Source organism: Bradyrhizobium diazoefficiens, assembly GCF_016616235.1.
Lineage (GTDB): Bacteria > Pseudomonadota > Alphaproteobacteria > Rhizobiales > Xanthobacteraceae > Bradyrhizobium > Bradyrhizobium diazoefficiens_H.
The window spans coordinates 6,622,782-6,649,040 of sequence record NZ_CP067100.1 but is presented as its reverse complement, the minus strand read 5'-3'; the positions used below and the strand labels follow the sequence as shown (position 1 = coordinate 6,649,040).

The window sequence follows — 26,259 nt, the reverse complement described above, 5'->3', positions numbered from 1 at the left end:
CGGACCGCGAGCATCTTCTCGACATCACGCCAGATTCAATCGTCCTTCCACCAAGCTTCGGGCTGCGCCTAGGTCTATCTGAATGTCGAGGAACCGGATGCACTAACAGCTCGAGCTCATGCTATGTCGTGAACCAGTCGCGACGATAGGGAGGATCTCTACAGGAGTGGTCGCGATTGTCCCCTCGCAACCGCTGGAAGAAAGGCCATTGCTTCTATCTTCGAAGCGCGTGGCCTCACTCGCATCCAGACCCCTCCGCACGACATCAGATGCCCCCTCGCGCACGTGACCTGCGAATACTGGATTCATGCGCGGCCTCCGGTCCTTACCTCTCATCGTGCTCCCCCGCGCCTGGCCAAGTCCCACGGTTGCTCTGAGAGCGTCTCCCCATATTTCAAATGTACCGACCCGTCATTCTCCGCCCGCTCTGGCGGTTTTGGTTGCGGGCGATTTAGGCGGCGAAATTCGCCGACTTCCCTCCGCTTTGTTCACCACATCCACGGGCACGAGCGTCAGCTCGTCGTCAGCTTGACTGCATATCGCCGCAGCAGGACCCGGGGCGCACGCGGTGCGGAAAAGTACGACGAAGCGATAGGCGAATCTCCATGGATATCCGAATCAGCACCTCATCCACAGGTGCTCATCAAGCCGACGAATCGAGCGAGTCGACGGACGATGGCAACTTTGCGGGAAGGCTTGCGGATCTAACACTTCAGGGCAATCTGTCACCTGGCGGTGCGTGCGAAAAAATGGGGCTCTGCTGCAGCAGACCACATACCTCTGATGCGCATATTCCGACCCCAATCTCCTTCGGCTTGACCCCACCCTCTGCGTCGCCCGGTTCCAGCCCATCGCCTTCGCAAAGACCGATCATTCCTCTTTTCGAATACCAGACTGCCGAATTGCGTGACGCGAATGTAGATGGCATATGCGTTGGTCTCGCGGCAGAGTGGCTCCTCAATCTTCCGAGCAGTCCGCTATCACGCATGAGCGCGCTGCGGCCCGGCTCGCAAACCCACGTCTCGGCGGCGATGCGGCAGCAGCGGTATGAAGAACTCAGGAATCGATTGCAAGATGATCAGGCGGAAGATTTTCAACCAAGAGACATAATGTTGCAGGAAGCAGGCTTGCAACCATCCAAACGACGGTGGGGATATCAGTTTGGTAAGTCCTCGGAGATCGCCGGGATCGTCAATGAAGTCACCGAAGACCCTTCTGCCTATTTGCTCAGCTTGCGCTTCGCAGAAGGCCTCGGACATCTGGTCGCAACGTCCACCTCCAATGGAATGACCACTCTTTTCGATCCGAGCGATGGAGAATTCGCTGTCCCATCAGACCAGATAGGTGACTTGCTCAGAAGTCTCGCCGAGGATTACAGGAACAGGGGCCATCATCTCGTGACGGTCGTCACACAAAGAATGAGCTGAATACAATGCGCTGACCGCAGGCCGAGAGCGCCTTGTCGGAAGGTGCGGCGAGCTGCTCGAGTTGCCATGTTGTCTTTTGCTAAAGGCGGCAACTGCGAACTGGAATCCCGCAACAACCTCGCGCGCCTGGAATGCAGAGTTCACTCTTCCGCGCGAGGTCGCAGCCTCGAGTTCAGTCTCTGGGAGACGCGTGTTCCACGTCGCGCCGGCCAAAGGCAGGTTGGCAGGGCGCAATTCGCGGTCCGCCCGACGGCGAGGCGCAAGCGCTCACAATCACCATAAGCTATCGCAAATTGAAGCCGGCTGCTGCTGTAGCCGATGCGACATGCGGTCCGCGCCGCGGCAGCACCATTGAGAGAATTGCCCTTCCATTCAGTGCCTCTTGGTTGGCATAGGCTCTCGAAGAGGTGGCACCGATGGTATCGCAAAGGAAGGGGTCGCGTTTTTGTGGCTGCGTGAATCTCAAGCCGGAGAGGATTTGTGGTGGTCGCCCGAGCGCGATCAGGCTGTCGCTGCAGCTAAACCTGGCGCGCGTCTCTCGGCTGCTCTGTAACGATAAAGAGCGAACTCAGCAACAGATCGAAGGCACTTGAACCTGACGTTGCGTCAGGTTGTACATCCTTTGCAAAGACATGTTCGCGAAAGCATCGGCAAATGAAGCAACCGGTTTTCACTATTGTTCTATGTTCCGCTTTCGGTTTGCTCGGGCTGACTGGGGGAGCGCTCGCGGACTCAATCCGACGCTACGACTGCACCATAGACGGAACCGATCGCGAGCCGATAGGTGATCGGAATGGGCACATGATCGTCAGCCTTCAATATACCTGCCACGTTTCAGATGGGCTGTTGAAGGACGCAGGCATCACAGCGATATCGGTCAGCGAATGGGACAGCGAGAAAGGCAGGTACTTGGCTTCTCTCGACGTTCACCGCGCGCTCGAAGGCTATGCGGTCGGTCAGCTCTTGGAGGGAGACGGCTCCTCGGTCATGGAGGACAACAGGGCTGCCGGTATCGCAGCTGCCGGGAAGACGGTGTTCAAATTCGCGTCCGGCTCGTTGGCGGCTCTCTCCGGAAAGACCGTCAAATTCACGACCAAACCCGTCGGCTCTCGTCGTTTCGAGTTGGAGTTCGCAGATTGGCCGGAAGCTTCCCAACCGAAGTGACTGGGCGGCGGCTCCCGTTATCACATTCATGTTCTGGCGGTTGACTCTCTCTCTCTCTCTCTTTCTCTCTCTTTCTCTCTTCCTCTCTCTTGAGCCGGCCAAGCCGCGCGGTCGATCTGGAAGCGCGGCTTGTGTGGCTGTGGTCGGCTGTTGGAACCTGGGCGAGCTTTGAATGACCCCGCGAAAGGCTGGCGCGTGTCAAAACAAGACCGAAGACATCAAACTGGACTTTTTCGCCGCGCCGCTTCTTGGGAATCTTGAGCGTGTTTTTCGAAAGCGTTTTTGGGTCGGAGATCGATGCGCTCTGTCGGTCTGTCGTTCCTAACGGGCATGCAATTGGAAGTTCTGCGTGCTCGCCAGTTGCTGATCCGGCGATGCCACTCAGTCTGCTCTGTCGGGTAAGGCCAGCACAAGCGGCCGAACCGGCGCGTGGCTATCGCGCTCGTGAGGACAGGCAGCACAGTTTTCGCGACATTGGAGATGGACTATGAGGCCTATTGACGAGCGGGGCAAATCGCTCATTTCGCAATTTGGTGCCAACGAAGGCCGAGGCGCTGACGGTTCTAGCGCTGGATCGGCTCATGGCCATGGTGAAGAGAGCCGATCATTCACTTCTGTTGTGGAGCGGATGCAATCTGAGCCTCAGGATTCAGACACTGGTTTCTCTCGCGTCGCGCCGCGCCCCAGCGGTGCGGGGCGCTTTGCCGGTCCTCCCGCCGGCCCACATCGACTCCTCGGGGCCGCGCTGCAGGGCGCAATGGGTGGGAGCCGCCGTCGTTTCCGCTCCTTGCCAGAATCCGGCTCGTCGCGATCTGATGGGGAACTGCGGCGTGACGATCCAGAGGCTGAAAGCTCAGCAGGACGCTCACTCCCCTCGCACTCGGCTAGCGGACCAGAAGGGGGACACGTCCATGATGTGCCCGCCCAGACGGTCCAAGCCCGAGGCCCGCAGCGACCATATAGACGTTACGCGAGGGAACCAAGTCGAGACGTCGGCCCCTTGCCGCCTCGTGGCGAGGAGTCCTGGCGTGGCGATCGAGAGGCCGGAAGTTCACACGCGGGCAGACGTCCGCCGGATACGCAATCCGTCTCTGAGGGGAGTAGCAGACCAGGAAGGTGGCGCACCCCCGATGCGCCGACGCAGCCGATCCAGCGTGAAGGTTCGGAACGAGCCGATCGTACTTATGATGGCGCGGCAAATCGGGAATCACGCCTGTCGCGTTCCGATGACGGTCCCTGGCGTGCCCACCGCACCACTGAAAGCTCGCAAAGAGCCGAGGTCTCAGCGAATACGCAATCCGTGTCTGAGCGGCGTGATGGGCCAGGAAACTGGCGCATCGACGGTGTTCACGCGCACCCGACCCAGGCTGAGGACTCGGGGCGAGCCCATCGAACTCATCATGGTGCGGCCAATCTGGAACTTGACCCGTCACGTTCGGATGGCCGCCGGCGGCGTACCGATCGAGCGGCCGAAGGCGCGCAAACAGGCGGCAGGGTGCCGCATAGCCAATCCCTCTCTGGCCTGAATGGCCGACCAGGAAGGCCGCACATCGACAATTCAGCCGTGCAGAACGTGCTAGGTGGAGTACCGCAAAGGCCCTCTAGACGTTCGGATGAACTAAATGCTGCGCTGAGAGAAATCGCCAGCGCTCGCGAGATCGGCATGTTCTCGCGTGCAGTGGTGCGTTACAGCAAGCAGCTGCGGGGGCAAGATCTTTCAGAGTTTCTGCAAACCGCGGCTGGCCGTTTCGATGCGCGATTTGTTGCGCAGTTTGAAGACGATCTCCGGTCCTCATGGGGGTACGCCACGACATGCAACGCGGTGAGCCGCGAAGCCGGAGGTGAGGCAGGCATAGAAGCTTGCCGCGCCTTGGCGGTTCGGGTGTCGCGTCTTGACAACACGCGTATGAAGGAAATCAGTCCCAGCGCCCTCTCTCTCTTCGCATCATCGTTCGGTCGGGATCCGTCGGCGGAATGCCAGGCGGCAATCATCAGCATTGCTGAATTGTGTTGCGATGAAAGCTTTGCGTTTGACGAACTGCAAAACCAAAGCCAGGCATTGCTGGTCAACGGCTTCAGTAAATGGCCAGACGAGGAGAGCTGTGGCGAAGCCACAGAAGCGATCGCCCGGGAGGTTTGTGGCGCCCGCCTGTCTGAATACATTCCGCAGAACCTGGCGAATCTGGTGAACGGCTTCAGCAAGTGGCCTGAACAGGCACACTGCTCCCAAGCTGCAGGCTTGCTTGCCGGTGAAATCTGCCGCCGCGCCGCTCGCAGAGACGGGCTATTCGATTTTAATCAACAGGGACTGGCCAACCTGGTGAATGGTTTCGGCAAGTGGCCGGAAGACCGCTGCGGCAAGGCTATTGTCGCGATCGCCAAGGAGATCGTGGCACGCGCCGACCAACTGCCTGATTTTACGTCACAGGGACTGGCTAACCTGGTGAATGGTTTCAGCAAATGGCCGGAAGAGGAGGAATCCCGTCGGGCCACAGCCGCGATCGGCAACGAGGTATCTCGCCGCGCCCAAAACAACGAGCTCCGTGGGTTTGTCTCGCAGGACCTTGCGAATCTGGTGAACGGATTCAGCAAGTGGTCAAACGAGGCGGGATGCCGCAAGGGTACCGTCGACATTGCAGCCGAACTCTGCCGCTACGCCGTGCTCGACGCTTCGCTCTCTGATTTCCATCCCCAACACTTGGCGAACCTGGTGAACGGCTTCAGCAAGTGGCCGGACGAGGCGATTCCTGCTCGAGCCGCAGGCTTCGTCGGCTCCGTACTCTGTCGCCGCGCCACCCGCGCCGACGGGCTCTCCGATTTCACCGCACAACACTTGGCGAACCTGGTGAACGGGTTCACCAAATGGCCGGAACAGACGGGCTGCACCGAAGCGGCCCTTGCGATCGCCGACGAGGTTGTTCACGCCGAGGCAAGCCGGCTCTCGAGCTTTTCCCCACAGCTCCTTGCGAACCTGGTAAGCGGTTTCAGTAGCAGGCCCGAAGAAAGCTGTCGCCGAGCTACCGTCAAAATGGCGGGTGAGGTCCTGTCGCGCGCGGACCGCGAAGGCCAGTTTCCTGCTTTTGGGTCCGCAAGGCCTGGCAAACCTGGTGAGTGGTTTTAGCAAATGGCCGGAACCATGTCGCGACGTCGCGGTCGCGATCGGTAACGAGATCCTCGCGCGCAAAGAAGAGCTTTCCGCTTTTGATCCGCAGGCACTATCGAATCTGGTGAGCGGCTTCAGCAAGTGGCCGAAAGAGACGATCTGCCGCGACATCACAGTCGTGATCACTCACGAGATCGCCGCGCGCAACGAAGGGCTCTCTGACTTTGATCCGCAGGGCCTAGCAGGCCTGGTCAATGGATTGGTCAAGTGGCCGGACCAGAGCGCTTCTGACCCGGCAAAAATCGCGGTCGCCAAGGAGGTCATTGCACGTGCCGACCTACTGCCTGATTTTACACCATCGGAAGTGACGAGCCTCTTCAATGCGTTCAGCAACTGGCCGGAGACCGAGAACTGCCTCAAAGCGGCAGGCTTGATCGCGGCCGAACTCCGCGGCCGCGCCGGCCTTGACGACAAGCTGCCTGGTTTTGCTCCACAGAATTTGGCAGTCCTGGCCAATGCTTTCGGCAAGTGGCCAAAGGGAGAGCTGAACTCCCGCCAAGCCATCGTCGCAATCGCCGATGCGATTCAAGGCCGCCCGGACGAAATTTCGGTACTTACTCACCGGCACTTGGCGGCGGTCGTGAATGGCTTTAGCAAATGGCCGGAAGAGGATGCCTGTCTGCAAGCCACAGGTTTGATTGCTGCTGAACTGCGCCGGCGCGCCGTCAGCGACGGCGGACTAGCTGATTTGACCCCGCGGCAATTGGCGAGCCTGGTCAACAGCTTCAGCAAGTGGCCCGAAGAGGACGACATAGGCCAAGCCATATTTGCCGCCGCAAGTGAACTCGTCCGTCGCGGCGCCGCAGGGCTCGCTCATTGCAATGACCGACAGTTGGCAATCCTGATGAACGGCTTGAGCAAATGGCCAACAGTAGAAGCCTGTCTGCCAGCTGCACGCCTGATCGCAACCGAACTCTGCAGCCGCGCCACGCGGCTCCCGGCCTTTACGGGCCAGGGTCTGGCTATGCTGGTGAATGGCTTCAGCAAGTGGCCGGAAGAAGAGCCCTCTCGCCTGGGCACAATTGCGATCGCGCGTGAGGTCCATCGTCGGGCTGACCGCCTCTCTGTTTTTTCCAGCCAAGCATTGGCCAACCTGGTCAACGGTTTCAGCAAGTGGCCGGGGGACGCCGATACGCAACATGCCGTACGCACGATCGCCGGTGAGGTCTATCGTCGCGCCAATCAACTCTCTGCTTTTACCCAACAAGAGCTGGCGAACCTGGTGAGCGGTTTCAGCAAGTGGCCGCAAGAGGATGCCGCGCTCCAGGGCACAATCGCGATCGCCAATGAAGTCCTTCGGCGCCAACCGTCCGATTTTACTCAACAGGAGCTGGCGAACCTGGTGAACGGTTTCAGCAAGTGGCCGGGAGCGGAGCCGGCTCGCCAGGGTGCAATTGCGATCGCCAGCGAAGTTCTTCGGCGCCAACCGTCTGCTTTTGGTCAACAGGAGCTGGCGAACCTGGTGAATGGTTTCAGCAAGTGGCCGGGAGAGGAATCCTCTCGCCAAGGCACAATCGCGATTGCCTGCGAGATCCATCGCGGCGCTGACCGTCTCTCTGCTTTTACCAGCCAGGGATTGGCAAACCTGACGAACGGCTTCAGCAAGTGGCTGGTGGAGGACACTCGCCAGGCCATACTCGCGATCGCCGCTGAGGTCTGCCGCCGTAGCGACCAACTCGCCGGTTTTGCGCGGCAGGAGCTATCGAATCTGGCGAACGGTTTCAGCAAGTGGACGGAAGATGCGTACACGGGCCAAGCCACAGTTGTGATCGCCGGCGAAATCTGTCGCCGTCGCGATCAACTCTCCGGGTTTACTCAGCAGGAGCTGGCAAATCTGGTGAACGGCTTCAGCAAGTGGCCGGAAGAGCAGGACGCGCGCCGGGCCACAGTGGCGATCGCCCGTGAGTTCCGTGAGGGCGACCGACTCTCTCATGCCGATTATCAAACTCTATCGACCCTGGTAAACGGCTTGAGCAAGTGGTCGGAGGATGAGGACACTTGCCAAACCGCAGTCGTGATTGCGCGTGAGATCTGTCGCCGCCCGATTTCCGATGTCACGCCGTTGCAATTGGCAAACCTGGTGAATGGCTTCAGCAAGTGGCCGGAAGAAGTGGCGTGTCACAAGGCGGTCGTGGACATAGCGCGTGGGCTTGGCCGGGGAGGCCAACGTTTCGGTGCCTTCACGATGCCTCAGTTCAACATGATCGCCAATGCCCTGGGCCGAGGCATCACGCGAGGCGAAGACGCGGGGGAGATCGTTGAAACCGCGCTGCTGACGGATCGCTTACATCAGCTGGCCCACCACCTGCACTATGCCAATGATCGGCTGGAGCACAGCGATGCATTGGCCATCGCAACCATTTTTAAGGCCTTGGCGAAGGCCCGGCTGATCGACGATCTTGGTTTGCTCGCACTGACCGGGTTGGATCGGCTCAACCAATTGCTTCGTGCCCCTGAATTCGCCGCTGAAAATGACATCGAAACAATGGGCAATCTCTGTGCCGCACTGATGCCGCTGGCGCGCAGCCCGCACCTGCGCTGGCACCGCAGACAGGCTCTCTACTTGCTGAACGACATCCAACCCGTCGTGGAGCAAAAGATCGAGGCACATTTCAACGCAAGCAAGGCCGAGCGTATCCGTGGGCCGCTCGCCAGTCGCGGTCCCGCCCTCTCGATTTATCAGGTGCTCAAGGCTCGCGCGGTCTTGGCGAACATGTTCAAGCGACCGGACGTCGAGGGCAAGAAGTCCGATTTGCGGATGAGGCAGCAAGAGCTGCATCGCGGAACCAGAAAGATCCTGGCCAGCACGCGCGACCTCATCCAAGGCGATCTTTCCAATATGAGCTGGAATCTGATCGCGCAGATCGAGGCGGATGATCCGGTCGATGCGCTGGATACATTCGTCGAGCAGAACGCGGCAATGATCCGGGAGAAATATCCGGCGGCCGTATTCGATGTCCACAAGGTCTTGCGAGCCATGGACCACGATCCTAGGCCCCCACAGGGCGAAGCGGGTCTGATGCGGTTGCCCGTGGTGGACATGCAGGGGCGGCCACTGCCCACGGAGACCGAGACACGATATTCGATTTTTCATCGGCTGACCTCGGGAACGATCGAGGTGGTCGCGGTGCAGCTGCCAGCAAAGCCGAGCGCCTTCATGCTGGCACGTACATTCACGTACAAGGGCGTGCCATACCGCATGGACCTGTTCGGCGGCAGCAAGTTAAAGGCGCCAAAACGAACCGAGTTGGAAATCGGCGCCCATGCTCCAGGCAAGCCCGCAGCGGCGCCTTCGGGAGGAAAGCTGCTCGCTGTTCCCTACGCCGAAACCGCTCCGGGCACCTCGTTCGAGAAGCTATTGCGGGCCTGGGCGCCATTTAAAGAGGCCTATTGGTACGCTCAGCGCAGGGGGTTTGCGGCGCCACCAGCGATCACCGGCCTAGGCCCTCATGACTACGCGCTGGAGGGCGCCTTCAAGCTGTTGCTGACGCCAGACCGCCCGAGCAACGAGGCACATCCCTTCAAACTGATGGGAGCGCAAGGCCCGATTGCTTTGCGGCCGCATGACGGCTGTGGCTTCATCAAGGCATCGTTGGCCGAGCGTATGCCAGCGGTTCGCCGGGCCCGCCCCCAGGAAGGTCCCGATCGGATGCCGGCCTTTGGTGAGGCAAAGAGATCGTCCGTGCCGGCCTCGGCGCTGCAACATTATCCGCGCAGTGAGCGGGTTGCGGACGAGGCGCGCGAGAAGGCCAACGTTTGGCTTGAGAGCAGAGGAAGGGACAGCTTGATCGGCGATCAGCTGTTTCGCACGGTGACGGCAGGCCACATCGATGGGTCCGGTGCTGTTGCCGTCCCGTCGAGCGATGATGACCTCCATGTGCCGAAGCGCAAGAGCGAAACGTTGACCCGAACCGGAGGCGTGCTGATCGGGCGATCTCCCTATGACACCCCCAACCTGCGCCCGCTCGCACCCGAACGAGTCAAGTCGGCAGCCGACGGCGATCCGACCGCGGCATTTCTCGATCGATGCGCGGCCATGCAGTACAGTTTCAGTGTTGCCCAGAAGTCACGGGAGGAGCTGGCGGCGGACGATCCGAGCTTCTTTGCCAAAGGCATTCTGATCGTGGTGCCGGATGCGATGTGGCCGGCCGACTACGCCGACCGTGGACTGGTGTTGTCGGCCGAGGACATCAAGAGCCATTCGAGCTGGACCGAGCGCAAGGACCGCGCAAAGAAAGACACGCCGCTCGACTGCGTCGGCATCCTGCAGGCGACCGAGGTGTTCGCTCCGGGGTCGTTGGTGGCCGTCCCGACTGGCGAGCAGAAAAAGCTCGACGGCGACTTCGACGGAGATACCGTCGTTATCATTGGCGACCGGCCCCAGCTATATGAGCATGTTCGCGAGTTCGATGAGAAGGAGCAAGCTCGCGGAGTTCGCTCGCTCAAGCCGCCAAAGTCCTATACTCCGGCCATTGAGAGCGACAATTACCAATTCAGTCGTGCCAGCCAGATCCTCGCGGCGACGCGGGATGCTTTGGAAATTTATAGCGGCCTGCAGCGGAGCTTTCTGGCGCAGTCCCATCAAGCACGACGCTGGTTTGCCGAGCGCGCCATCTTTGGTACGTACGAGGGTGTTCACCACGAACTCAGGCGCGACATCCGTCAGCTACTGAACGAGGAACAGGTGAGTGGCCATGACATAGAGGACAAGCTCGACAGAGCAAGGCGCGAGATCAAGGCTGCAGACCATCCAGTCGCCCACGAGTTTGCCGAGTTGCTCGTCTCCGAGCTCCAGGCGTGGGCAGAAAGCACGGATGAGCAGGTGCTCCCCGAAACAGCCGAAACCGTGGGCGACAACAGGCTGACGGTGAGCCGGGCGCTTGCAGAGCTTTTCCCAGATCTGGCGGAGGCCTATCCAGCAGCCACCCACCCACGCGACCGCATCCAGGTCTTGCTCGACCACTATCCTGCGCGCATCGATCCGCGTCCGGATGGGTACATTGCGGATGACCTCGTGCAAAGCGCAAGTAACCTCCTGAGCCTCGGCATCAAGGTCGGAACGGACGCCTTTAAATCCGACACGAGCGTCGCGCTTTTCATGAAGAAATGCCAAGGACTCCAGCGGCTCCTGCAACAGACGCCGGGCGTGAAGCCTGTACCCTATGTCAAGTCCATGGCGGCGACCCTCAACCAGGGAAGATTCAATATCGACACGACCTTGGCGGATCTGAAGGACAATCCCACATTGGCGGCTTCAATCATGGAAGTCTCGATCAAACTCGCTTCGGATAAAGGGATCTTGCCTCGCCCCTTTGCACTACGGGCTGCCCCGGAATCTTCCAACACAATGACGCTAACCCGCGAGCAGGCTTCAGAGCGCGCTCGAATTGAGGCTGCCCGCGCCTCTGCTGAAGAGAAGGAAATCACCGCAGCGGCACTGCAGGTTGTCGAAAGTCTCCGGCAAACGGGCATCGACGTGAAAATGCCCCATCTCGACCACCGGCTGAAAACGGAGAACTCCCTCAGAGACCAACTCATGCAGATGAATGATGCCGCCGAACGCGACTCACAGCTGATCAGCAGTGCTGTTCGCCATGTCTTCGAAGTGCCCGACAAGGACTTTGTACGTGCGTTCCGGCGAGCCATGCTGGCGTTCGAGGAGCAAGGCTACGCGGAAATCAGCACCACCAACTGGTTCAGGATGAGCGTTCCGACGTTTGTTGGCATGAAGACTGTGCTCGCGACGCCCGGTGGCTACCGCTTCGATGCGGAGTTCCACACGCCGGCCAGCTACAAGGCGAAAGTTGCCAATCACGACACGTATAAGGAGATCCAGCGACGGCGCAGAGGGGATGCACCGGATCCCCATAAGATAGAGCAACTCACGCAACGCGCGCGAGATATCTGCAAAGAAGTTGCGATACCGGAAGGTGTCAGAAACATTCCCCACTGGTCAATCGAAGGGGCGTATACCGGTGGCGTTCGCGCGGCATTCGGCTTGCGATCTGCCGAACAGTCAAGAACGCTCGAGCCTGGTGCAAAGGAGATTGTCGCGGCTCTTAACGGGCGGCCGATCGTCCTCGTCGGCATGCCCGGTTCCGGAAAATCCACCATTGGCCCCTATCTTGCGCGACGACTAGGCCTGCCCTTCATCGATTCCGACAAAAAAATTGAGACGGCGGCTCGCATGTCGATAACAGAGATTTTTGCGAGCAAAGGAGAGCAGCATTTCCGGGAGCTCGAGGCGAGCTCGATCGCACGGTTTCTTGGGTCCGGGCCGGTGGTGCTGGCGACCGGTGGCGGCGCATTCATGCATGAGGAGACGCGGCGGCACGTTGCCGATAAGGCGGTCTCGATCTGGCTAAATACCGATATAGGCGAGATCAGGAAACGCCTTCGTCGTGACACCACTCGCCCGCTGTTGCAGACCGCGAGCCGCGAGGACACGATCGCGCAGCTGATCAGCGAGCGCGCGCCATTTTATCAACTTGCCGATCTCACGATCGTCCCAGGTCAAAAACGTGACAACAAGAACGCAGATCAATGTGTCGCTGCGCTGCATGCCCATCTTTGCGGCGAAGGGGGCGTGGACCGGACACCGGCCAATGTGATCGGAGCGACACCATGACGTGGTCGCTCACAAGGTTCCATGACCGTCGATGTCGCGCTGAACGATCGTGCTGAACGGTCTCTTCACCTCGCGCGCACTCCGCTGATCGCGATGCAGCCATGGTTGGGCGTCGCTACGACACCTGTTCTCGATCGGCGCGAGCTGTTTCGCACGCGGGTAGCGAAGTCAGTCGTCCGCCACGGCTGGCCCCCGCAATGCGCCGCGGATCCCGTCGGCCAGCGTGGCGAGAATGCGTTCAAGATCTGCTGTGAGGCATGAAGGATAAATCCGGTATCCTCAATGCATCTGGCGACATGCGTGGTAATGGAGCAGCGCAAGTTGCGCGACTTGTCGCGGAGAAGGGTGGTTCTTCTCCCGAAAGCTCAAGCCGCCACTCAGACGGCCGAGCCTGGTCTTCAAAGCGTATCCTCTTCAGTCGGTCGTCGTAAGAAATTCGTCATAGGACGCCTCGACTTCCATCGTGGCATCCTCAAAACAATAGAGATTGGCACCGCTTCCAGCTTGTTCTTGCGGCCACCAATACTCGCTCTGAATCTAGTCAGTTTCTCGAAAGCTCGAGCTCCTAAGATGAGAAGCATGGACGTCCCGCGCTAACCGTTCTGATGACTGAATCGGAGGTATAGAATGGATCCGTTTAATGTCATGAAATCCGTTCCTGCAGCTGCTCCTGTCACGTCGCGCGCCAGGCCAGAACAGCTGAAAATGAACCAAGCCGATTTCGAGCAGCAGCTGAGCCAAGCCGCACTGGGGCGGGCGAAGCCAGCGGATGGCCCTCATGTTGTCCTTGCCCAGCGCGAGGCGGCAACTGGCATGGAGTCTCAGCTGTCAGATGAGAAACTAGTTGTTGTTTCGAACCGTGTGTCGACCTTCGATCCCAGCAAGCCCAAGACGGGTGGTCTTGCCGCGGCCCTTGAGCCAGTCGTTGAACGTTCCGGCGCCGTTTGGACGGGGTCCTCCGGCACGCTAAGCGAGGGCAGCGAGCGGCTAAATGATCTCAAGCGGCACGGCACGGGTCAGGTTGCAAAGATAGATCTACCGGCCGCCCACTATGATAGCTTCTACTATGGATTTGCAAACTCCACTCTGTGGCCGGCATTCCATTCGCTGACTGAACGGATGTCGCCTTCGGAGGAGGCGCATTATAAGAGCTATCGTGAGATCAACTGCTCCATGGCGCGCGCGCTCTCACGCCTTAAGAACAGAGGCGCGATTTGGGTGCATGACTATCATTTCCTTCCTCTCGGCGATGAGCTGCGCGAGCTCTCGATCCAGCAGCCGATCGGCTTTTTCTTGCATACGCCATGGCCGAGGCCTGACGTGATGGAGAAGGTTCCCCATCATCACGAGTTGATGGAATCGATGCTGGCATACGATCTTGTCGGCTTTCAAACCCGCAGCGATCTGGATAATTTCCTCTGTTGCCTACAGGCGCATCTGGGGCTGGAGAGCAAGAGCGATGCTGTTATTTCGGCTCGTGGCCTGACTCGGTGCCAAACGTTTCCGATTGGGATCGATCCGAAGCAGTTCGTTGACTACGCAGTGCAATCGCTCGCGACGCATCGTCAGGAGATCTCGTCGATGCAGGACAAACTCGATGGCACGAAGCTAGCGATCGGCGTGGATCGCCTTGACTATACTAAGGGTATCGACAATCGGATCAAAGCTCTTGATCAGGTGTTGGCCGATAAGCCGCACAGCATTTCGCTGTTGCAGATTGGGACGCCTTCGCGCGGGGACATTCCAGCATACAGTGAATATCAGAGCGATATCGACAGCCTCGTCAGCGATGTCAACCGTAAGCACGGAACGGACCAGGGCTGGAAGCCGGTGCTCTACGAGAAGGGCCACGTATCGCAGATGCAACTCGCGGGCCTCTATCGTACCGCGGAAGTTGGTCTGGTGACACCGTTGCGTGACGGCATGAACCTGGTGGCAAAAGAGTACGTTGCTGCGCAAGATCCAAACGACCCGGGTGTGCTGATTTTATCGAAGTTCGCCGGGGCGGCAGAAGACCTCAACGGAAATGAGGCACTGCACGTGGATCCGGCCTCTCCTGACGACATCGCGACTGCGATTTCGACAGCGACTGAGATGCCGCGCGAGGAGCGCATCGAACGCTGGCGACCGATGATGGACAAGCTTGAGGCTTATACGATCCACGACTGGTCGAAGGACTTCCTTCGCGAGCTCGGCCACAGTCGGGTGGCGGTGCCAGCGGATCAGTTCCGATATCTCGGCTTCGGTTGGCTCAACGAGGCCGAAATGCCCAGCTACGAAACCCCGGAGGAGCTGAATGGCGCGGTGAAGCATGTACAGGATACGCGCTGGGTCTTGCCGTCCTAATGCGTGCAGACCAAGGGAGGCGGACTGAGCGACTGGTTCTCGGCACGGTGATTATGCCTCTTTGGCCGAAGACCGGCTGATGTAAGCGCGGCCCGCTTTGGCGCGAGCGTTCTCAGTTGTGAACATCCATTTGATGCGGGCGCGCGAGGCATTGTGTTGTCGCTCCCAGGCCCCACCTCGGACAGGATGCGTTGTGTCCATTGGATCCGCCGATCCAGGAAGTGGCTGCGCAGCACGCCAATCTCGATCTCGGCCATGCTCAGCCAGTTGGCATGCTTGGGGACGTAGTGGAACTGGAGCCAGCACAGGCGGCGGCGCGCCTCGGCCGAAAGGAAGGCTTGGTAAAGCGCGCCGACGGAGTGGGTGGGCATATTATCCAGCAGGGCTCGGATTCGCTCTGCCAAGTGACCGTCGGCGACGGTCGCGCATGCAGGCGGCGAAGCCGGCCGCGGCGCGGCTGTCGGTGACGTCGACCTTGCGCCAAGGGCCGGTGCGCGCGTCAAGGAAGATGAACAGACTGAAGGTGCCGTTGCGCTTGTACTCGCAATCGTAGTGCTCGAGCTGGCCGGCTTTGACCGGGATCGGTCGGAGCAACCTCGACGATGAGTTGGGGTCGGGCTTTCGTCAAAGCAGACCACCGGGCGCTTCTGATCGGGGTTTCGGCATAAAGATCGAACACATCCTCCGTGCAGGCGACGAACTCGGAATGCACCGCACGTCCTTGCGCGAGGGCTTGAGTGCGTTCAAGCCTACTTCATGAAAAATCGTGTCTCAGCGTGGGCATTGCATAAGTCGCACGCATCGCTAGACGCTTCGTCAAATCGTTCCGCTCGGACCAACGTTCTCGCCGAGGAAAAGCGGATGATGCCCTTCAAATCCAAGCGGCAAGGGCACGTGTTCTTCTTTCCTTTCCTTTCGTTTCCTTTCCTTCTATCCACGATCCGTGGCGAACCTGTTTCACGGAGGTGCCATCGTCAGGCCTTGCGAGCGCCTCAAGGCTTGAGGCATCGCTGGCCAAGGCGGGCCAAGACACCGGTCGCGCTCCTGCCAGGAGACTATGCCGTTCCCTTCTTCGTGATGCGCTCCAAGCTGGGCAACGCCTGCCCGTCAGCTTGTCATCAGCTTGTCAAAACATCATTCAAAGCAGGGCCTAAGCAGCGAGAGCTCACTGCGAAGTGGCACCCCGTTGAAGGGAAGCGAGAATGGCCGTGCATAATCAAATCAGTGACCTATCCACACGTCCTAGCCAAGCTCACGAGCCGAGCCATTCGGTGGCCAGCGACGGCTTTCAGCAGATACTTGCGGGCATGTCGGCCCGATCGGTGCCAGATACCCATGCGAGTTCGCCTCCGACGCCAACAGGGCCGTACTCGCTCCTTTCCGAGCCCCCTATCACGGAGTTTGACAGGCTTTCATTCGGCAGAAACAGGCCAAATCTCACGTCGCGGAGGAGGCTGCCGCCTGGGGAGTTGCCCGACAAAATGGGGTGCTGCGTCAGCAGGCCACAGACCAGCGGTCCTCGCAATCCCAGTACATCCTCACCGGCGAGGTGGAGCACCTCTCTGTTCGAATACAGGACGGCCGAATTGCACGAGGCGAATATAAACGGCATCTGCGTCGGGTTAACGGCGGAGTGGTTCTCCATTCTCAGCAACACCCCGTCGGCCCGAATGCGTGCGCTAACACCCGGATCACAAAGGCACGGCGCAGCGGCTGTGCGGCAGGAGCAGTATCAGGATATGAAGGATCACCTGCTAAGGAGAGGAGCAGAAGCTTCTCAGGCAGACCTTGAAGCACAAAACAGCGTGTTGCGGGAAGCAGGCTTGCAGCCATCCGGAAAAGAGAAGGTCTATGAATTCGGCGACTCTTCGAGCCTCTCGCGCATGGTGGGGAAAATCACCAACGACGGATCGAAATATTTGCTCAGTTTGTATTTCGCCGAAGGTGGCTCACACGTAGTCGCAACGTCGGCGTCGAATGGAAGTACTACACTCTTCGATCCAAACTACGGAGAATTTACCGTTCAACCAGAAGAGATGGAGGGCTTGTGGCAAAGCCTCGCCAATCGTTACAGGAACCCCAACCAGCAGCATTTGACGACAATCACCACACAAAAAGTATACTGAGCCGGGCCTGCACTCGGCGGACAACTGGCGTTCTAACAACGCCGGCAAGCTCAGCAAGAATGCGGGATCCATTCCCCCCTGTTCAGCACAGAGCGCAAGGACAGCTGGATTGATTGAGAATAGAGGTTTGGACACCTCCGAGTTAAGCTCGGAGGTGAGGTCTCGACCGCAGAGGGTTCAGTTAGAAAAGCCGATCGTCAGGTTCGAAAATACCCGCCCGTCGAAATCTGGCACATAGCAAGCAATTTGCCTTGTAGCCGAGCCAAAACCGCGTTCCAAGGCGTCGAGCTGGCCCTGCTCGCAGTCTCGGCCAGACCCAAGGCAGGGCGATCGGACGTTGCATGCAACGGCGGCGTTAGCGCCAGGGGTTCACTTGCTGCTGAGAGTGCCTGTTGCCGGCGCGCATTCTTCTCACGCTTGCCAAGGGACGGCTTCTCGGTGGAAGGTGGAGTCTTCTGCGCGAGGTCCTCGCCGTTACGCGCTTGAACGTGGCGGCGAGGTTCGCATCATTCGCCATTGAAAGGATACACCGAGCCGGAGATTGCCAGCGCAACCGGCCTCAGGCCGCGTTCTGAGACGACGGCGTGATGGCGGCCTTACCCGGAACATCGGCGACGCTCGTCGACTCGGTCTCAAGCCGCGCCTTCAGGTCGTTCAAATAGTTGTCCGCATAGGATTGCGCCTCCGAGATCGTCATATCGATCCCTCTCGTCGCCGCCTCTTGCAGCACCGTCTTTGCGAGGCCCTCGCGCATCGCCAATTTGACCTGCGGCCCCGCGATACAGCCAATGGCCTGCGCGGCGACATTGAGACCTGCTTCTGCCAGCGCCTTTTTCATATTGCCTCCGGTAATAGCCGTGTGCACAATGTTCGCTGCTTGCGACTCGACCTCGAGCCCCATCGCTACCGCATCCGCTATTTCGCCCAAGCCCGGAATGAAGCCGAGTAAGCCGACTGCTGTGGCCTCCCAATCAAGTACCTTCGAGCCTACCTGGAGCACAGTATCGACCACATGCATGAGCGCTCCGCCATTCTTCTTGGCAGCTTTAATATCTGGCTGGTTGGTCATCCCTATCATCATGTCCGCGACAGCGGACGTCTCGTCGCCGGTCGTGGGGACATGGGTCTTCGTCTGCTGAACGGTACGGTTCGCAGCTGACATGTTGCCGTAAAAGTGCGCGAAGTCGTTGTTGCTGATGTTGCCGGAATCGACGGTATGCCCGCCGCCGAAGTCCCAGAATTTGTGGTGGGTCTTGTAGCCCGTAATCGAATTGTTTAGCAAACCAAACAACAGCGGGTCCGAGAGCAGCTGTGACGCCGCTTGGCGTACGTTTGGATTGAGGCTCTGGTCGTCGGCCATGCTCTTCAGCTTGTCTCGTCTCAGAACGCCGCCCCCGAAAAATGCGGACTGACTTTTGTTGATCGTCTCGAGCGTGTTGAGCTCGCTCCGCGTGAGATTCATGGACGACGAAGCGACTTGCAGAAAATCCTCTTTGTGGACGAGATCAATCGCGCCGCCGTACAACTGCTTCCAGGCGTCCGGATGGTCGACGAAGTATTGAGCCGCCGCGATCACCTGGGCCGGACACTTGCCCGGTTGGGCCTTGCCATCGACGATCTGCTTGAATTCGTCCAAACTCAGAGACTTGGGCAGGTAGTCGGAATATCGGTAGAGCTCGCGCATTGCATCATTGGCGGTCATGGCCGACGGTTGTCCATTTCCGGTACCGTCGGACGAAATGTAGTTCTGCTGGTAGCTGCGCGCCTGCTTCTCCTGGAACGCAGCAACCTGCGAGTGACTGGCGGAGAACCCGGACAGATCGTTCGCCTTGATCTTGCCTCCGCAGCGGCCGTCGCCTTGAGAGCCGATCGCGTAGAAGAGCTCCGGGTCTTGCCGCAACTTGTAGAGTGCCTCCGCCAGGTCCGGTGGCGTCGAGGGGTCGTTGGCCCTGTCTGCCAGCTGATCCCAACTGAGCGGACATTGGTCCGTGTGCCGGTTCAGCACTGCCACAATCTGCAGCTCGGCATCGGTTAGCGTGCCGCCGTTCCACGTGATCCTCGTGCTTGGCACCGGATAGGCCGGCACAGGCGGTGGAGCAGGCTCGGTCGGCTCTGATTGTTCGACGGGGGCGGGGGGGAGCGGTTGCTGCTCGAATGCCTTCTCGAATGCCTTGATCGACGCCTTCAAGTGCGCCGGCATTTCGTCCATTGAATCCTGCGCCGTCTGCAAGTTTCGCTGCAGCAGATCTGGTGGCGTGGAGGAGTCTTCGGGCTTGTCCTGCGGCGAGTAAAGGGACACCGCTGATTCGAAGAGCGAAGCATCGCTTTGCCGTATATGCCCCGGCATCTGCGAGAACACTGCCGGCGAAGCCTCGGGAAGAATAAACTGAGCTTGATCTGAATTGGTGGGGCGCGAGAAGTTGTTGAGCTGCACCGTGTTTGTTTCCCCTGCGGACATAGACGGTAGAGGCGTCTTGAGATCAACGCTTTCGTAGGACTGCGACCTTTCGACAAGCTGACGAGTCCTGGAAGGTTCACGTTGAGCCACCGGCGCCACCTTGATTGTCACCGGATACGGACCTACGTGGTCCTCAATATTCTCTCGCCTCGCGCAAGCACGCACATGACCTCAACACGAGGCGGTCTATTGGACGTATGGGGGACGGCTTCCCGTCGGCGATCGCGGATACGATCATCGAGGGGACGCGCAACAATATGACCGCCGATTCCGTCGGCATTTCCACAGCCAGTGACAGGGTGTGCGGCCCGCTACGATCTAACGTCTGCTCGAGAATCCGATAACGTACGGCTGATCGGGCGTCAGGTCTGGCGGGCGGAGGCTTTGTGGAGCTTAGGTCTCAAGCCGGTTGAACTCGCGCTGTGGCAGTTCCGGCGTGGTGGACGATGTCGGGCTCTCAGCGCCGATGTTCACTGATATTGAGGTTGTCGTCGGATTCCGTCTTGGCTCGTCAGCTTCTCGACAGCTACCCCCACTAGCCTACGCAATGTGGATCGCTAGTCGGCGATGCCAGCTTTCTGGAACGGAAGTGAGAAGCACCAGATGTCGGGCGCAATCGAAAGCGTGGTTCACGCGAAGGAGAGCGATAGTTCGCAATCTGCAGCTCAGCAACAAGAACTGGAAAAAGCTTTTGGTTCGGTCCTTGGATCGGTTGCGCTGCAGATGATGGACCGAAACATGGCGAATCTTCACGAAGCCGTGGCTGAAACAGAAGAGGACGCCTGACGCCGAATGGTTCGGCGTCGGGGAGTGTCGCACGGTGGCGGCAGAGACCAACAGAAGGTAAATGAAGTGACCAAAACAAGTGGTGTGAACTCTCATGGTGGTGGTCATGACTTCGATGAAAGCAAGGTCGACAATAAGTCCGCGAACGACAAGTCCAAGGACGCGGCCAGAGACTCGAGCAATGCTAGCAGGGGGTCTGCGGTGGCATCGGGCGCTGGGGCTGTGATCGATAAGGTTGGTGGCGCCGCCACTTTCGAGGCGCTCATCGCAGAGTTGAAGGCGGTTAACCAGGAGGCCATGGTTCAGGACATGCGGTTGCGTTCATTGTCGACCGAGCTCTCGAGCGAGAGGAAGGCGGCCAGCGAGCGTGTCAACGGGTAACACCGGAAAAGCGGGGCAGTCCTTGCTCTGCTTTTCTCGTCGTCGGCGGCGATGTGACTAGTGCGGCTTGGGAGTGAGTCGTACGGTGATCCCTGCGCCTGCTCCTCTTGGTTGGTGGGGATTGTCCGTGAATGAGGCCGCCTCCTTCCAGTTCGAGGTGCTATCGGGATTTTATGCTGGGCTAGGCGGAAAAGCGCCGGTTGGAACGAGTCTTATCGGTAGTGGCTTCGACGCAGATATGATCTTCGTCGAGCAAGAGCTCGAACCGCATCACCTTCGTGTCACCCTCGGCGGTAACTCGATCGAGATCGAGGCCCTTGCAGCCATCAGCACTGCGGCGGGCGAGGGGGAGGTTGCAGCAGGCGAACGCGTCGTTCACTCCCTTCCCGTGGTCGTCCATGTGGGGGCGATGTCTATTCGCTGGTCGATGCAGAATGCGCTCGAAGATCACGCGATCGGCCTATCCCGGGCTTCGATCTCGGCGTTGGCCCTCGTGCTGCTCGGCCTTGTCGCGATCGGTGCTCTCTTGCCCGTGGTCTTCAAGGCCAACGGAGGTGCACCGGGCGCCAATGCGCCGACTGCTGCCGAGCTCGCACCCAAGCTGCGGATGAATCGCCCTAACGATAGGCATGCCCAAGACGCAGCCGAACTGTTGAAACAAGAACTTGATAAGGCGGGCCTGTTCGATATCAGGGTCGGTCCTGGGCCGGGTTTTGTTAGTGCTGAGGGAACCGTCACACCTGCAACAGTTGCGAAGTGGCAGGAGCTCCAGCAATGGTTCGATCGTCGCACAAATGGCGAGCTGACACTCGTAAACGCAGTGCTGGTCAAGGAGGACAAGCAGCCATCCGCAATCGCCCTGGAAGCTGTTTGGCGTGGAGTCCAGCCCTATCTGCTGATCGGTGGGCAGAAATATTTCGTCGGTGCTCTGTTGGCCGACGGATGGTCGGTTAGCCAAATTGAGGAGAGGCGTGTGTTGCTAAGTCGGAATGGACGTTTTGCTGTCATCCCCTACTAGACGTACCGAGCAGCGGAAGGAAACTTAGGAGAGCGTGATGTCAAAGCTGTCCCGCCACGATGTCCGTCCTGGCACTGCTTCGCAGAGAGTTGATGAGGGCCATCACGCACCAGGCGTCGAGCCAACCATAGACCAACTCAACGAGGTTGAGATCGACGGCCCTCGTGCAAAGGATGAGAACGAGCAAGCGTCGGTCCGGAGGGAACTGAACGCGCCATATTTGCAGCGGGATGTGGCGATCGAAGCCGTATCGGAGGTTAAAGATATTGATGCGGCCGGGCGCGTCAGCCTCAACGAGATGCGCCGCCCCATCCATGAGGTCGACTCGCCCGCAGCTCTGGCGTCGCTCTATGGCCGCGATATTGCGCATGATCTGCTCGCTTTCGTCACACCACGGCTGCGCCATCCAGACCTGCTGGGGGCAGAGCCGTACGGCATTGTTCTGGAACGTCTCGCCCTTAAGCTCTCGACGGTGCCTGCGGATTCGATGGCGCGCGAAGGTGCGGTCGTCCTGCAGCAGGCACTGCAGTGGCTGATCCTTCTCCGCCAGAATCGGAACAGCTTGATTGAAGCCTAGCCATGGTCCATTGCGATGGAGCGCAGCCGACAACAGAGCTTTCCAACACCGGTAGCGTCTGGCTGACGTCCGGGCAGGAGCGGGATTTGCTCTGCGCCCTCTCCTATCTCCATCTTGCATGCGGGCAGGGGGCTCAAAGCGTAGCTCTGTTGCGGCTCATCGTCCGCAACAATTCCCAAGACGTCGATCTACTCCGGATTCTCGCCTACGCCCTCATCTCGGAGGGCCTTGGCGATGAAGCGCTGCCGATCCTGGATAGACTTGATACAGTTGATGACGCTCCGTCATCGCGCATTCCTTTGACGCTTTTACGTAGCCATGCCTTGCGCCGGGCGGGCCGCATGGAGGAGGCGCGCGCGGTTTTCCAAAACTACGTTTCGTTGCGTGGCGGCACGGTTCTTGCCAAACAACAATCAGAAGGATTCCATGACCCGCGTCCTGCGTGACATCATTGTGCGCGCATCGACAAAGTCCGATCTCATGGTCGCGTTGATGCTGCTTCTGACGATCAGCATGATGATCATGCCGATCCCGACCATGGCAATCGATACGCTCATCGGTTTTAATCTCAGCTTGGCCATACTGCTGCTGATGGTTGCGCTCTATATCAGCACGCCGCTTGAGTTCTCGTCCTTGCCGAGCGTCATTCTGATTTCGACAATATTCCGTCTGTCGCTCACCATCTCGACAACGCGGCTGATCTTGGCGGAGGGGGATGCCGGCAGCATCATTCACACGTTCGGTGACTTCGTCATATCGGGAAATATCGTCGTCGGCATTGTCATATTCTTGGTCGTAACCATGGTGCAATTCATCGTGGTCGCCAAGGGCGCTGAACGCGTGGCGGAGGTGGCGGCGCGCTTCACGCTCGATGCTCTGCCCGGTAAGCAGATGGGGATCGACGCGGAACTGCGCAATGGCCATATCGATCAGAACGAGGCCCGCAGCCGACGCGCGACATTGGAGAGAGAAAGCCAGCTTTATGGGGCCATGGACGGCGCCATGAAATTCGTGAAGGGCGATGCCATCGCAGGGTTGGTGGTCATCTGCATCAACATGCTGGGCGGGGCGTCTATTGGGCTCTCCAAGGGCATGTCTTTCGCCGAGGCGCTGCATCAGTATACCCTTCTGACCATAGGCGATGCGCTTATTTCACAGATTCCCTCGCTCCTGCTGTCGATTACAGCCGGAACGATCATCACGCGTGTCAATGGAGTTGCCAGGCTCAATCTCGGTACCGATATCGTAAACCAGCTTACGGCCAATCCTTACGCGTTGCGACTGGCAGCCTGCGTCCTGGTTGTCATGGGGGCCATTCCGGGATTCCCGCTCCCCGTGTTTTTCGGTTTGGCCGCGGTGTTTGCGGCGGCGAGCTTTGCCGAGAGTGTGGTCCACAAGAAAAGCGCCTCTACCCCGCCGCCCGCTCAGCCTCAGAAGCAAACCGTCCCTGCGGAGGCACTTCCAATCGCGTTGTTCCTCGCGCCCAGTCTGACACAGGCGATCGACAAGGACGAATTGCAACAGCACATTGCACGCGTTTCGGGACTGGTGTCAGCGGATCTGGGCATTGCGATTCCGCGCATCCCCATTGAGCTCGACGAGCGCTTGCCAGAATCACGGTTCAGGGTGGATGTCGAGGGTGTGCCGGTCGATCAGGATCTCATTGATCCAACGCAGCTGGCGCTCAATGACGATTTGGCCAACATCGAACTGAGTGGCATTCCGTTCCGGCAGGACCCGGAGACGGATAAAATATGGATCGACAAATGCAATGCACCGGCTCTCACGGCAGCCGGCATTGGGCACCGCCGTCCCGTTGAGATTCTGGCTTTGCGCGTGCATTCGGCTTTGACCCGCTATGCACAGTGCTTGGTCGGTATCCAGGAGACGCGCCAATTGCTGGCCCGAATGGAGGCCGAATATTCCGATCTGGTGAAGGAGGTTTTACGTACCACCCCCATCCCCAAGGTAGCCGACGTTCTGCGGCGTTTGTTGGAGGAGGGAATTCCGATCCGAAATACCCGGCTGGTCTTGGAAGCATTGGCCGAATGGGGTGGACGAGAACAAAACACCGTCTTACTCACGGAACATGTTCGCTCCGGTTTGAAGCGGCAGATCTGCCACCGCTATGCCAACCCTCATCGCGTCGTGCCCGTCTTTATCATCGAGCGTCAAACTGAGGAGATCGTGCGCAGCGCGGTGCGCGAGACTGCCAAAGGACCCTACCTGGTGTTGTCTGAGGAGCAAAGCGAAGCGCTGCTGTCAAAAATGCGTCAGATCAACTCGAACAGAGTGCCGGGTCAGACCCATCCCGTTATCCTGACTTCGATGGATGTCCGACGCTTTGTCCGCGGGTTTCTCACCCGCAATGGGATCGAGCTTGCTGTTCTCTCCTATCAGGACCTTGCGACGGACTTCACGGTCCATCCCGTTGGATCGATCACGCTGACAGTCCACGAAGGACAAGGCTCCGTCGGAGCAAGTTCGTAACATGCTCGCTACAGCCGATTCACCGGCTCAGCGCTCGATCTGAGAAGGACCGCATGAAGTCACGTCAGAACATAGTCCCAACGCAGTCGCGTTCATTTTGTCCGCTCTCGTGCTCGGTTCTCCTCGCCATTCTGGGGCTCGGGGGCTGTGCCAGCTGGGATAGACCTGCTCTCCAAGTGCAGGAGGCGCCATCGCCAAAATTGCTTGGCGCCAAAGATATCGATCCCGCTATGCGCGAACGGATCGAACGCGCGATCGGTCGGAATTCTGACTAGAGGCCCGGCGCGACGCGCTGAGGCAGGCAACGCGAATGTCGCTTCCTGGAGGTCGTCTCGATCCTAAAGCGCCCGATGGGCGCTTGAGGTGCTCGTGAATGTCTTGCCCGTGTCTCCAGGCGACGCACGCGCCGAACACGAAAACTTATCCACGGGTGATGGGCAAGTGTGAGGCTCAAGCACAATATCGACAAGCACTCGCGGCAACACAAGCGAACTGGCTGTTGCCTTGCAAATTGACTTGTCGGTGAGTCTCGAAAGACAACAGGTGGGCGCTCGGACTTCGACCCACTTGCCATCAAAGAGGCCGAACGGGTTTGGCGCCATCAGCTACGACAAGGGCCATCATGAATGGGCGACGAGCCGTTGGCCATGCCAGGACCTGAACTCTGCGCTGCCGAGCTTTTCGGCTTCTCGAAAGCCGGCGCGTAGCACGATAGTCTCGATGTCTACGCGGCAATGCCCCGCCAAGTTCGTCAGCTTGTGGTCAGCTCACCGCGTTAGCTAACAGGTCCGGCTTACCTAGCTTCGTCGCATATCCAAGGGAGCCAGCGAGTAGCATGTGTTCTCGCCACACTTGCACAGCTTATACGAGCGATGGATGGAGAGGCACGGTCCATACCGGTGCCGTCATCTCGCCAGCCGCATGCCGCCGCACTCAACAGAGCGCCGGGCCTGAGTGTTCCGATCTCACGAGTCATCCAGAACTCATCGACTGGTCACAGGTCACGCGTCGCATTGTCCGGCCGCAAGTGTGGCGTCCGATGCGTCGGTCTCAGCAGGAACGAGTAGATCGAGTGCGCTCCTGCGAAGATCGGAGCAGCGCATTGACGCCCGACATTGGAGAGTTTGCATGAGGGGTATCACCGGTCGAGGAAGGTCGCGAGGAACTAGAGCCGACAATCGCAGAGAACTCGATGAGCCTCACGCTGAAGCAGGCCGTGGTCCTGAAGAAGGCGGACAATCGTTCGGCTCTGTGCTTGCGCGAATGCACCCTGGGCCGCACGATTTGGATGCTTCCTCTCCTCCTCTCAATGTCGACGATCGTAGCGCCCAAGGCAGCCATGGTAGGAGCTCCGACGTCTCGTACAGGCCTCATACTGGCGCACAACATCGGGATGAAACCTCGTCGCGTTTCGGCGGCGAAGCGTGCCGCAGCGATCAAGCATTCAGAGGATCGCGAACTGACGCTCTCCCCCCGCACGGGCGATCGATGTCAGGCCGGGAAGCTGGATCAGGAAGGGAGAGTCGAGACGATTGCGCCGCTCAAGCGCGGTATCCTGCAAGTTCCGAACGGCCCTATAGATCTTATCGTGAGGCCCTAGCTCAAGGCGGAGGCTCATCGCATTCTCGGTTGCCCCGTGAACTTGCGCCGGGAGGCTTGCAACCAGACGCGCTCCCGCGACGCCCCCAATCCGCG

Annotated in this window: 17 protein-coding genes; 14 read left to right on the top strand and 3 right to left on the bottom strand. The window is 59.2% G+C overall.

The features are described 5' to 3' along the window. The first annotated feature begins 605 nt into the window (after positions 1-605). The 6 genes from JJB99_RS31475 to JJB99_RS31450 all read left to right on the top strand — a co-directional run bounded on the left by JJB99_RS31475 (position 606) and on the right by JJB99_RS31450 (position 14,728). Positions 606-1,427 (top strand): YopT-type cysteine protease domain-containing protein, encoded by an 822-nt coding sequence (locus tag JJB99_RS31475; protein ID WP_200496056.1) that lies wholly within the window; start codon positions 606-608, stop codon positions 1,425-1,427. An 801-nt stretch (positions 1,428-2,228) separates the two neighbouring features. Then, positions 2,229-2,591 (top strand): hypothetical protein, encoded by a 363-nt coding sequence (locus tag JJB99_RS31470; RefSeq protein ID WP_349628992.1) that lies wholly within the window; start codon positions 2,229-2,231, stop codon positions 2,589-2,591. 1,663 nt (positions 2,592-4,254) lie between these two features. Beyond that, on the top strand, positions 4,255-5,712 hold the full coding sequence (locus JJB99_RS31465; RefSeq protein WP_200496054.1) for a hypothetical protein: 1,458 nt from the start codon (positions 4,255-4,257) through the stop codon (positions 5,710-5,712). Next, positions 5,699-12,382: a shikimate kinase gene (locus JJB99_RS31460; protein WP_246775057.1), complete on the top strand. Its 6,684-nt coding sequence runs from the start codon at positions 5,699-5,701 to the stop codon at positions 12,380-12,382. Before JJB99_RS31465 ends, JJB99_RS31460 begins: the two co-directional genes overlap by 14 nt. 21 nt (positions 12,383-12,403) lie before the next feature. Further along, on the top strand, positions 12,404-12,643 hold the full coding sequence (locus JJB99_RS31455; protein WP_200496053.1) for a hypothetical protein: 240 nt from the start codon (positions 12,404-12,406) through the stop codon (positions 12,641-12,643). Positions 12,644-13,009: 366 nt separating this feature from the next. Next, on the top strand, positions 13,010-14,728 hold the full coding sequence (locus tag JJB99_RS31450; protein WP_200496052.1) for an alpha,alpha-trehalose-phosphate synthase (UDP-forming): 1,719 nt from the start codon (positions 13,010-13,012) through the stop codon (positions 14,726-14,728). Here JJB99_RS31450 and JJB99_RS37015 read toward each other — a convergent pair. Beyond that, entirely contained in the window at positions 14,725-15,099 is a 375-nt protein-coding gene (locus JJB99_RS37015; protein ID WP_409362869.1) for a hypothetical protein, read from the bottom strand. The two genes, JJB99_RS31450 and JJB99_RS37015, sit on opposite strands and share 4 nt — an antisense overlap. A gap of 1 nt (position 15,100) precedes the next feature. Then, a complete protein-coding gene (locus JJB99_RS37010) occupies positions 15,101-15,322 on the bottom strand; it encodes a hypothetical protein (protein ID WP_200496051.1) in 222 nt (73 codons plus the stop codon). 992 nt (positions 15,323-16,314) lie between these two features. On the opposite strand from JJB99_RS37010, the gene JJB99_RS31440 reads away from it, so the two are divergent. After that, positions 16,315-16,854 carry a YopT-type cysteine protease domain-containing protein gene (locus JJB99_RS31440; protein ID WP_246775056.1) on the top strand — a complete coding sequence of 180 codons (540 nt, stop codon included), beginning with the start codon at positions 16,315-16,317 and terminating at the stop codon, positions 16,852-16,854. A 559-nt stretch (positions 16,855-17,413) separates the two neighbouring features. On the opposite strand, the gene JJB99_RS31435 is transcribed toward JJB99_RS31440, so the two are convergent. After that, positions 17,414-19,288: an HrpF/NolX family T3SS translocon protein gene (locus tag JJB99_RS31435; protein WP_433995738.1), complete on the bottom strand. Its 1,875-nt coding sequence runs from the start codon at positions 19,286-19,288 to the stop codon at positions 17,414-17,416. Positions 19,289-19,915: 627 nt separating this feature from the next. Between JJB99_RS31435 and JJB99_RS31430 the strand changes: the two genes are divergently transcribed. The 7 genes from JJB99_RS31430 (at position 19,916) to JJB99_RS31400 (ending at position 26,164) form a co-directional block, all read left to right on the top strand. Then, entirely contained in the window at positions 19,916-20,098 is a 183-nt protein-coding gene (locus tag JJB99_RS31430; protein WP_200298444.1) for a hypothetical protein, read from the top strand. A gap of 66 nt (positions 20,099-20,164) precedes the next feature. After that, positions 20,165-20,479 carry a hypothetical protein gene (locus JJB99_RS36485; RefSeq protein WP_246775055.1) on the top strand — a complete coding sequence of 105 codons (315 nt, stop codon included), beginning with the start codon at positions 20,165-20,167 and terminating at the stop codon, positions 20,477-20,479. 127 nt (positions 20,480-20,606) lie between these two features. Next, positions 20,607-21,497 (top strand): SctD/MshK family protein, encoded by an 891-nt coding sequence (locus tag JJB99_RS31420; RefSeq protein WP_200496050.1) that lies wholly within the window; start codon positions 20,607-20,609, stop codon positions 21,495-21,497. A gap of 37 nt (positions 21,498-21,534) precedes the next feature. Next, positions 21,535-22,074 (top strand): hypothetical protein, encoded by a 540-nt coding sequence (locus tag JJB99_RS31415; RefSeq protein WP_200496049.1) that lies wholly within the window; start codon positions 21,535-21,537, stop codon positions 22,072-22,074. A 2-nt stretch (positions 22,075-22,076) separates the two neighbouring features. Continuing rightward, positions 22,077-22,520, top strand: a complete 444-nt coding sequence (locus JJB99_RS31410; RefSeq protein WP_200496048.1) for a tetratricopeptide repeat protein — start codon at positions 22,077-22,079, stop codon at positions 22,518-22,520. Next, complete coding sequence (gene sctV / locus JJB99_RS31405) at positions 22,501-24,564, top strand: type III secretion system export apparatus subunit SctV (protein WP_200496047.1); 2,064 nt, start codon at positions 22,501-22,503, stop codon at positions 24,562-24,564. The genes JJB99_RS31410 and sctV overlap by 20 nt, the downstream gene beginning before the upstream one ends. Before the next feature lie 1,192 nt (positions 24,565-25,756). Further along, positions 25,757-26,164 carry a hypothetical protein gene (locus tag JJB99_RS31400; RefSeq protein ID WP_200500463.1) on the top strand — a complete coding sequence of 136 codons (408 nt, stop codon included), beginning with the start codon at positions 25,757-25,759 and terminating at the stop codon, positions 26,162-26,164. Positions 26,165-26,259 lie beyond the last annotated feature (95 nt).

Bases quoted from the DNA above. Each gene is read 5' to 3' on its own strand.
- JJB99_RS31410 (WP_200496048.1), top strand. From the start codon at position 22,077: ATGGTCCATTGCGATGGAGCGCAGCCGACAACAGAGCTTTCCAACACC.
- sctV (WP_200496047.1), top strand. From the start codon at position 22,501: ATGACCCGCGTCCTGCGTGACATCATTGTGCGCGCATCGACAAAGTCC.
- JJB99_RS37015 (WP_409362869.1), bottom strand. From the start codon at position 15,099: ATGCCCACCCACTCCGTCGGCGCGCTTTACCAAGCCTTCCTTTCGGCC.
- JJB99_RS31470 (WP_349628992.1), top strand. From the start codon at position 2,229: ATGATCGTCAGCCTTCAATATACCTGCCACGTTTCAGATGGGCTGTTG.
- JJB99_RS31475 (WP_200496056.1), top strand. From the start codon at position 606: ATGGATATCCGAATCAGCACCTCATCCACAGGTGCTCATCAAGCCGAC.
- JJB99_RS31415 (WP_200496049.1), top strand. From the start codon at position 21,535: ATGTCAAAGCTGTCCCGCCACGATGTCCGTCCTGGCACTGCTTCGCAG.
- JJB99_RS31450 (WP_200496052.1), top strand. From the start codon at position 13,010: ATGGATCCGTTTAATGTCATGAAATCCGTTCCTGCAGCTGCTCCTGTC.
- JJB99_RS31430 (WP_200298444.1), top strand. From the start codon at position 19,916: ATGTCGGGCGCAATCGAAAGCGTGGTTCACGCGAAGGAGAGCGATAGT.
- JJB99_RS31465 (WP_200496054.1), top strand. From the start codon at position 4,255: ATGTTCTCGCGTGCAGTGGTGCGTTACAGCAAGCAGCTGCGGGGGCAA.
- JJB99_RS31400 (WP_200500463.1), top strand. From the start codon at position 25,757: ATGAGCCTCACGCTGAAGCAGGCCGTGGTCCTGAAGAAGGCGGACAAT.
- JJB99_RS31455 (WP_200496053.1), top strand. From the start codon at position 12,404: ATGACCGTCGATGTCGCGCTGAACGATCGTGCTGAACGGTCTCTTCAC.